2 protein-coding genes are annotated in these 7,064 nt (G+C 66.7%); both read right to left on the bottom strand.

Annotated elements, in window-relative coordinates:
* Positions 1 to 221 precede the first annotated feature (221 nt).
* Positions 222 to 3,704: a helicase-exonuclease AddAB subunit AddA gene (gene addA, locus WMO66_RS09150; RefSeq protein ID WP_349136107.1), complete on the bottom strand. Its 3,483-nt coding sequence runs from the start codon at positions 3,702 to 3,704 to the stop codon at positions 222 to 224.
* Positions 3,697 to 6,924 (bottom strand): PD-(D/E)XK nuclease family protein, encoded by a 3,228-nt coding sequence (locus WMO66_RS09145; protein WP_349136106.1) that lies wholly within the window; start codon positions 6,922 to 6,924, stop codon positions 3,697 to 3,699. Before WMO66_RS09145 ends, addA begins: the two co-directional genes overlap by 8 nt.
* Between the last annotated feature and the right edge of the window lie 140 nt (positions 6,925 to 7,064).

Raw genomic sequence — 7,064 nt, 5'->3', positions numbered from 1 at the left:
AGAAAATGGAAATCATTTTCTCCGGCGGCGTGTACGTCGGAGAAAATACCGCTCGGCTCGCAAACGTGCGAAGGGCGCGCCCTTCGTGCGCTGCAGCGAGCCGCAGCCCCTTTCAAACGAGAGCCCAGTGAAACGGGTCTCGTTTGAGAGCTTGTCAAAAATCCTTTTTTGACAAGCTTCCCGGGCCTGCATGGTGTTTTTCCATGCAGGGCCGGGATTTTTTACAGGCTGACTGCGGTGTCCGTTGCAAAGAAATACACAATGCGCTCCGACACCGGCAGCTCAAAAATACGCGACAGCGCGCGGCTGTAGGCATCAAGCTGACCGCGATAGTATTCCGCGCGCTCGCGCTCCGCACCGTGGCGCAGGCGGTCACTCTTGAAATCAAGAATGACCAGGCCGTCCAGCTCGATGAGGCAGCAGTCCGTAACGCCCTGCAGCAAAATCTCCTCCCCCTCCAGCGCCGGATCATAATTCGCGCCGTCGTCCAGCACGGAGAATTTGAACTCCCGCACAACCTGTGGGGCCTGCAGCACACGCTGCCCCAGCGGAGAGGCAAAGAAGCGGCGCAGCCGTTCCGGGTCGACAGCCTCAAGCTGCTGCGGCGTCAGGAATTTTTGCCGTCCGAGCCGCTCCAGTTCCGAACGAAGCCCTGACTCGTCTGCGCAGGCTGCATAGTTCAGGTGCTGCATGGCAAGGTGCAGCGCCGTGCCGCGCTCCGCCGCTGTCAATGCCCTTCTCCCCTCTTCGAAGCGCGGGACCGGGAAATGAAGCTTCGGCGCCTGTGCGGTCTGCTCGGCCGCCTCGTTATCCAGTTCGCGGCCCTTGAGCTGCGTCGCTGTCAGCTTTGTCGGCATCGTCACCGCCGCTGCGTGGCCATAGGGTGGAAGGAAGCGCGGCTCCGGCGGCTGCTCACACGCCGGTTCGGCCGATGTGGCATTCCCCGCCTCCGGGGCGGCCTGCACAGCAGTATGGAGTTGAATGCGCCACGGGTGGCTGCCCTGCAGCGCACAGTCCGGCTGCCCGGCCGCAGCGAACAGCTCGCTCGCCTCCGGCCGGGTCATCGCAGCAAGCAGGATCCAGTCGCCCAAGGAATCCACGCCCTCCAGCAGGGCGGCATCCGGCGGCAGGCTCAGTCCCTGCGCATAGCTCTCGAGCCTGCGCGTCAGGCGGGCGGCGCAGCAGGTCATGATCAGGCGGTACTGCGGCCGCGTCATGGCGACATAGAGAACGCGCATCTCCTCCGAAACGGCCTCCTGATCCAATCTGCGCGCAATGGCCTGCCGCGCAATGGTCGGGCAAAGGATACGCGCTGCGGGGTCATAGCAGTTTGAGCCAAGCCCCAGCACCGGGTCGGTGAGCACATTGGCGCGGGAGTCCGTGCGGTTGAAGCTCTTGCACAGGTCCGCCAGAAATACGACCGGGAATTCCAGTCCCTTGGAGCTGTGGATAGTCATCAGCCGAACGGCCCCGGCCGCCGCGCCGCCGCTTGACGGCACGCCACGCTCCCGCAGGCCCTCCAGATGGCGCAGGAAGCCGGGCAGGCCGCAGCCGCCTGCGCGCTCATAGGAATCCGCGATCGAGCGGAGCGCGGCCAGATTCCGCTGACGCTGCGGGCCGTTCGGCAGAGCGGCGCAGAGCGCGGGCAGCAGGAGCCGCTCCTCCGCCTCCTCGAGCAGGGTGCGAAGCGGCGCTTCCTGCGCCGTGCGCCGCAGGTCCTCCAGCACGGCGCAGATGGGCGCTTTGCTTTCGCAAAGCAGCGTGTAAAGGTCAGCGTCCCGGTCCCCGGCGCGCAGCCGGGCCAACGCGTCGGCAGGATAGCCGCCAAACGGCGAGAGCAGCACCGTCAGCAGCGGGATATCCTGATGAGGATTGTCGATGATCCGCAGCAGCGCAAAGAGAAAGCGGATCTCCTCTGCGGCAAACAGGTCGTCGCTGCCGCAGGAGGCCGGAATGCCGTGCCGCCGCAGGGCGTCGAGATAGGTCTGCGTCCGGCCGGAGAGCGAGCGCATCAGGATGACGATATCACCGGGCCGGACGGGCCGCAGTCCGTCGCCGTCCGGGATCTTCTCCTCCTGCCGCAGCATCTCCGCAATGCGCGCAGCAACAAATTCCGCCTCGGCCGCCGCGCGGTCCGGAGGTGCGCCGTCTCCGGCCGGGCTGTAGTCGATGGCATGCAGCTCCACGGCAGGCTGACCCATGTCCGGGAATGTCCGGTTGGCGCGCAGCGCCTCGGCATCGCCGTAGACAAGGCCGCCGGTCCGTTCCGTCATCGTCAGGCGGAAAACGTCATTCGCTGCAGACAGGATTTCCGCATGGGAACGGAAATTATCCGAAAGCAGGATGCGGCGCGGCTCTCCTTCTGCAGGTTCCTCCGCAAACGTGCGGTATTTTTCCAGAAAAATGGTCGGGTCGGCCAGACGGAAGCGGTAGATGGACTGCTTCACGTCGCCAACAAGGAACACATTGCGGCCCTCCCGCGAGATCGCGGAATAAATTGCCTCCTGCACGCGGTTCGTATCCTGATATTCGTCCACGAGAATTTCGGCGTAGCGCCCGGCCACCTCGCGGGCGGCCGCCGTCGGCGCGCCGGAGCGGTCCGTCAGCAGGCGAAGGGCAAAATGCTCCAGATCGTTGTAGTCGAGCAGGTGCCTTCTGCTCTTTTCCGCCGCAAAGCGCGCGGAAAATGCCCGCGTCAGGGCCAGCAGTCCGCGCAGCGCCTCCGCGCTTCCGCTGAGCTCCCGCAGCGTCTCGTCCGGCGGCAGGGAGAACGGCTCGAGCCTGCGCCGCACGCGCGCGACGGTGTCCGTGCGCAGGCGCTTGATGCGCTCCTGCGTCTCCAGGTCGGCGCATTTTCGGATCGCCGGGAAACGGCCGAAATCCGGCGGGATGCGCGCAAGCGCCTCCCACGATCCGGCAGAGGCCAGCGCCTCGAGCAGCAGGAGATTGGCCTGCAGCACGGGCGCATAGGCGGAAACGGCCTCGTTCTCCTCAGCAAGCGCCAGCGCGCGGCGCAGCATGGCCGCATCGCTCTGCAGGCCGCGCTGCAGCTCCCGCAGAAGCCACTCGCCCCAGATCGTCTGGCCGGGGTCCGTGCAGTCCGTCACATCCAGCATGACCTCCCAGCGGTCCGCCGTCGCAGCCGGATCGGGATAGCACTGCAGGTTCGTGTAGACGCGCACGATCAACTCCTGCAGTGCGCGGTCGTCCCGTCCTGCGCCGGGCAGATCCAGCGCAGCGCGCACGGCGGGCGACGGATCGGCATAGGCCTCCTCGAGAACGGCGCGCACGGCGCGCTCCCGCAAGGCGGCTGCCTCCTGCTCGTCTGCAAGGCGGAAATCGGCGGGCAGCTCCAGAACGTGGGCATAGTCCCGCAGGAGCGCCGCGCAGAAGCTGTGGACCGTGGAGATCTGCGCCAGATAGACGCGGCTGAGCTGCCGCTGCAGATGGCGGTTCTCCGGGTCGGCGGCAAGGCGGCGGTTCAGCTCCGCCAGCAGCTTGCCGCGCAGCTCCGCTGCAGCCGCCTGCGTGAAGGTGATGAGCAGGAATTCGTCGACGCACCTGCCCTCGCGGATGACCTGATCGAGCACGCGATCGATCAGGACGCGGGTCTTACCGGAGCCTGCGGCCGCCGCGACCAGCAGGGCGCAGCCGCGGCTCTCCACCGCCGCCCGCTGGCCGGGCGTCAATACGATCTCAGCCATGCTCTCTCCTTTCCAGCGTCTGCCAGAATTCCTCTGCCGTGATCTTCTTCAGCCAGCGCGGCTGTTCATGTCCGGCGCAGACCTCAGAATAGGGGCAGAACGCACAGGCGCTGTCCTTCGCATCCCGGATGCAGGGATCCGGGTCGATGCGGCCGTCCGCCAGCTCGTCTCCGAGCGCGGCCACCGTCCGGAACACAAAACGCTCCAGCTGGGCAAGCTGGGCAAACGAGGCAAGGTCGCCCGTTTTCCGCCCCTCCTTGTCCAGCGTATACGGCAGAAAACGCGGGCTCCCGCCGCACGGCTCCATAGCCTCGAGCACCGGATCGCTGTTCAGCAGCACGCCGGAGCGGCGCAGCTGCTTGCGGCGTTCCTTCTCGATCTCGGCCTGCGCAAGGCGGTCGCGCACGGAGACGCGCTCGATGCGCGCCGGGAAATACAGCACGCCCGCAGGCAGCGGCTCGCCATGGAGCAGATGTCCGCCCTGCCGGACGAGGGCAAAGAGATACAGCAGCATCTGCAGCCCGCGCCCGTGCAGCACGTTCGTGTAATCGAAGCTCTTTTTGCCGGTCTTGTAGTCCACAACGCGGACATAGGGCCGTCCGCCGCTCTGCCAGACGTCTACACGGTCAACGAAGCCCTCCACAACACCGCGGCAGCGTTTCCCGGAAAAGGCCACACCCGGCAGCGCGCCGCGCGCCGAGAATTCCAGCTCACAGAATTTCGGGCGGAAGGCGGAGACGGACAGCTCGTCATACAGCTCGTCGACGACCTGCGTCACTTCGTCAAACGTCCGCCGGAGCAGATAGCCCGTCCGGCCCGAGTCCGGGAAGGTCTCGAGCAGGGTCTGGGCGTTCTGCTCCATGCGCTCCTGCGCCAGTTCCTGCACCCGGCTGCGCGGCACGGCGGCAAACCCGCCCTCGCGCTCCGTCTGCTGCACGATATACTCCAGCACGTCGTGCACGAACGTGCCGTAGAACCGGCTGTCGAATTCCGCCGGTTCGCGTTCCTGCGCCCGCAGGCCGTACTGCAGAAAATGCGCAAAGCGGCACCCGGCCAGCACATCGATGCGCGAGGAGGAGAAGTGCAGCTCCGCGCCATAGAGCGCCCGCGCCGTCTCCGGCCGGAGCGAGCCGGGCGAATAGGTCCGGGCCTGCTCCGCACGCGCGGCAGCCCCGGCAAACATCGGCTCCTGCAGCAGGCCGCCCGCGGCGGGCAGCCAACGCTCCAGATAGGCCTGCGGCGCGCGCAGCACCAGCGCCTCGTCCGTCGCCTCGCGCGCAGCCTGCGGCTGCAGCTCCGTCAGCCGGTGGAAAAAGTAGGATTCCCGCTCCTGCACGGCGCTGACCCACAGTGAGCGCCGCGGCGCCTCCAGCACGCTCGCCATGGCGGCAAGCTCGCGATCAAGCCGGGCCGAAGCAGCAGGGCCGACCTCCAGCCCCATGCGCTGCAGGCTGGCGCGTTCGGCATCCGTCAAGAGGCTGCGCGGCGCGGCAGCAGCCGGGAACGCCCCCTCGTTCGCGCCGAGCAGCAGCAGATGCGGCACATCCGCACGGCGGAGCGACATGACGCTGCCGACCGTGACGCTGTCGAGCTGAGCCGGGATCGTACCGATGTCATATTGACTCAGCACAACGCGGAAAATCTGGAAAAATGCGTCCGCCGTGCGGACGGTGCGGCCGAGCACGCCGTACAGCTGCTCCAGCACCGTGCAGACAATGCCGTAGACCTGCGTCAGCTCCTGTGCCTTCTGCAGGCTCCCGCTCCGATAGGCCTCCTGCGCACGCTCGTTCAGCCGCTCGCGCAGACCGGTCTGCTCCAGAAAATGATAGAGCGCCAGCACCATCTCGCCCGTATTCTGCGCGGCGCGCAAACCGCGACGCAGGGCGGACAGGGGGGCGATCGCCTCTGCGCGCCATGCGTTCAGCTCGGCCAATCGCTCCGGCGGTGCGGCACGGCCGTGCAGCCCGGCCGGGTCCATCGTCCATTCGTGCTCCCAGCGCGCACCCTGAATGTTCCAGATCACGGCATAGTTCTCCAGTGCGTCGCACGCGGCGGCGTCCAGCGGAGAAAGGCCGGATTTTAAGTACGCCAGAACGGCCTCCTGCTCCATGCCGCCCGAGGCCGCCTCCAGCGCGGCAAGCAGCATGCGCACGACCGGCTCACGGAGCAGATCACGCGTTCCGGCAAAATAGGCCGGGATGCCCGCACGGCGCAGGACGGTCTCGAGCACCGGACGATAGGTCTCCGGGTCGGCGCAGGCCACGGCAATATCGCGCCAGCGCGCGCCGCCCTCCATCCTTTGCAGAATTTCACCCGCCGCAGCGCGGCACTCCGTCTCGATATCCGGCGCGCACGGAAGGCAGACGCCCGGAAGCGCCGGGCAGGCCGCTCCCCTGCCGAACAGCGCGCGCAGCAGAGGCGAAAAAGCCTCATCCTCTGCCGGGAATTCCCGGAGCTGTACTGCCGCGCCCGCCTGCCGGGCCGCTCTCTGCAGGCTGCGGATCGTATCCCGCGCAGCATCGAAAATTTGCGCACCGCCCACCGGGCTGTCGCAGCTCAGCGCAACGGTCACCTCTGCCCCGCCTGCAAGGAGCTGCGTCAGGATCTCCAGCTCCACGCCGTTCAGGTCGGTAAAGCCGTCGAGATACAGCTGCCGTCCCGCGGCAAACGTTCCGGTCTCCAGCGCGGCGGCAAGCCGCGTCAGGCGGCTGGACGGGTCCTGCCCCGCATTGGCGCAGGCGGCGTCATAGCTCTCCATCAGGAGGGCAAATTCCTCGGTCTTCACGGCCAGCGCGCCGCTGAGCTTCTCCGATGCCGCGCGCAGCAGCTCCGGCCGCAGGCAGTAGGCACGGAATTCCTCCAGCGTGTCGAGCAGCTGCAGCAAAAATTCCGGCCGGGACGTGCTGGCACCGAACAGCTTCAGCCGCGGGCGCACCTGCTCCACAGCCAGCGCCATCAGCAGCAGCCGTCCGCCCGCGTCCGTCTCCTCGCAGGCGGAGCCGCCCTCGATGGAAAACACGCGCGAGGCCAGCCGGGAAAAGCTCAGAACCTCGGCAAAGCGGCTGATCGTGTCGCCGCCCGCGCGGCAGAGCATGCGTTCGGCCTCGTGGGAGAACTGCTCCGGCACGACCAGGATGCGCTGCGCCGTTTTTTCGCAGAGCGCCTGCATCACGCGGGCCGTGTTCTGTTTTCTGCTCGGACAAAGCCAAAGCTCCAGCATGTTCCTCACCTCTTTTTACCTATTGTAACACACGCCGTGCGAAAAAAAAAGCCCACGCCGGGTCACGGCGTGAGCTGCGGACTGTTGAAAAAACTGCCCAGCCAAAGGTTCCGGAGGGAAGAAAAGTGTGAAAGGAAACC

It is taken from the genome of Faecousia intestinalis (assembly GCF_040096185.1).
In the GTDB taxonomy this organism is placed as follows: domain Bacteria; phylum Bacillota; class Clostridia; order Oscillospirales; family Oscillospiraceae; genus JAZOXB01.
This window is presented reverse-complemented; position numbering and strand designations above follow the sequence as displayed.

Bases quoted from the DNA above. Each gene is read 5' to 3' on its own strand.
- WMO66_RS09145 (WP_349136106.1), bottom strand. From the start codon at position 6,924: ATGCTGGAGCTTTGGCTTTGTCCGAGCAGAAAACAGAACACGGCCCGC.
- addA (WP_349136107.1), bottom strand. From the start codon at position 3,704: ATGGCTGAGATCGTATTGACGCCCGGCCAGCGGGCGGCGGTGGAGAGC.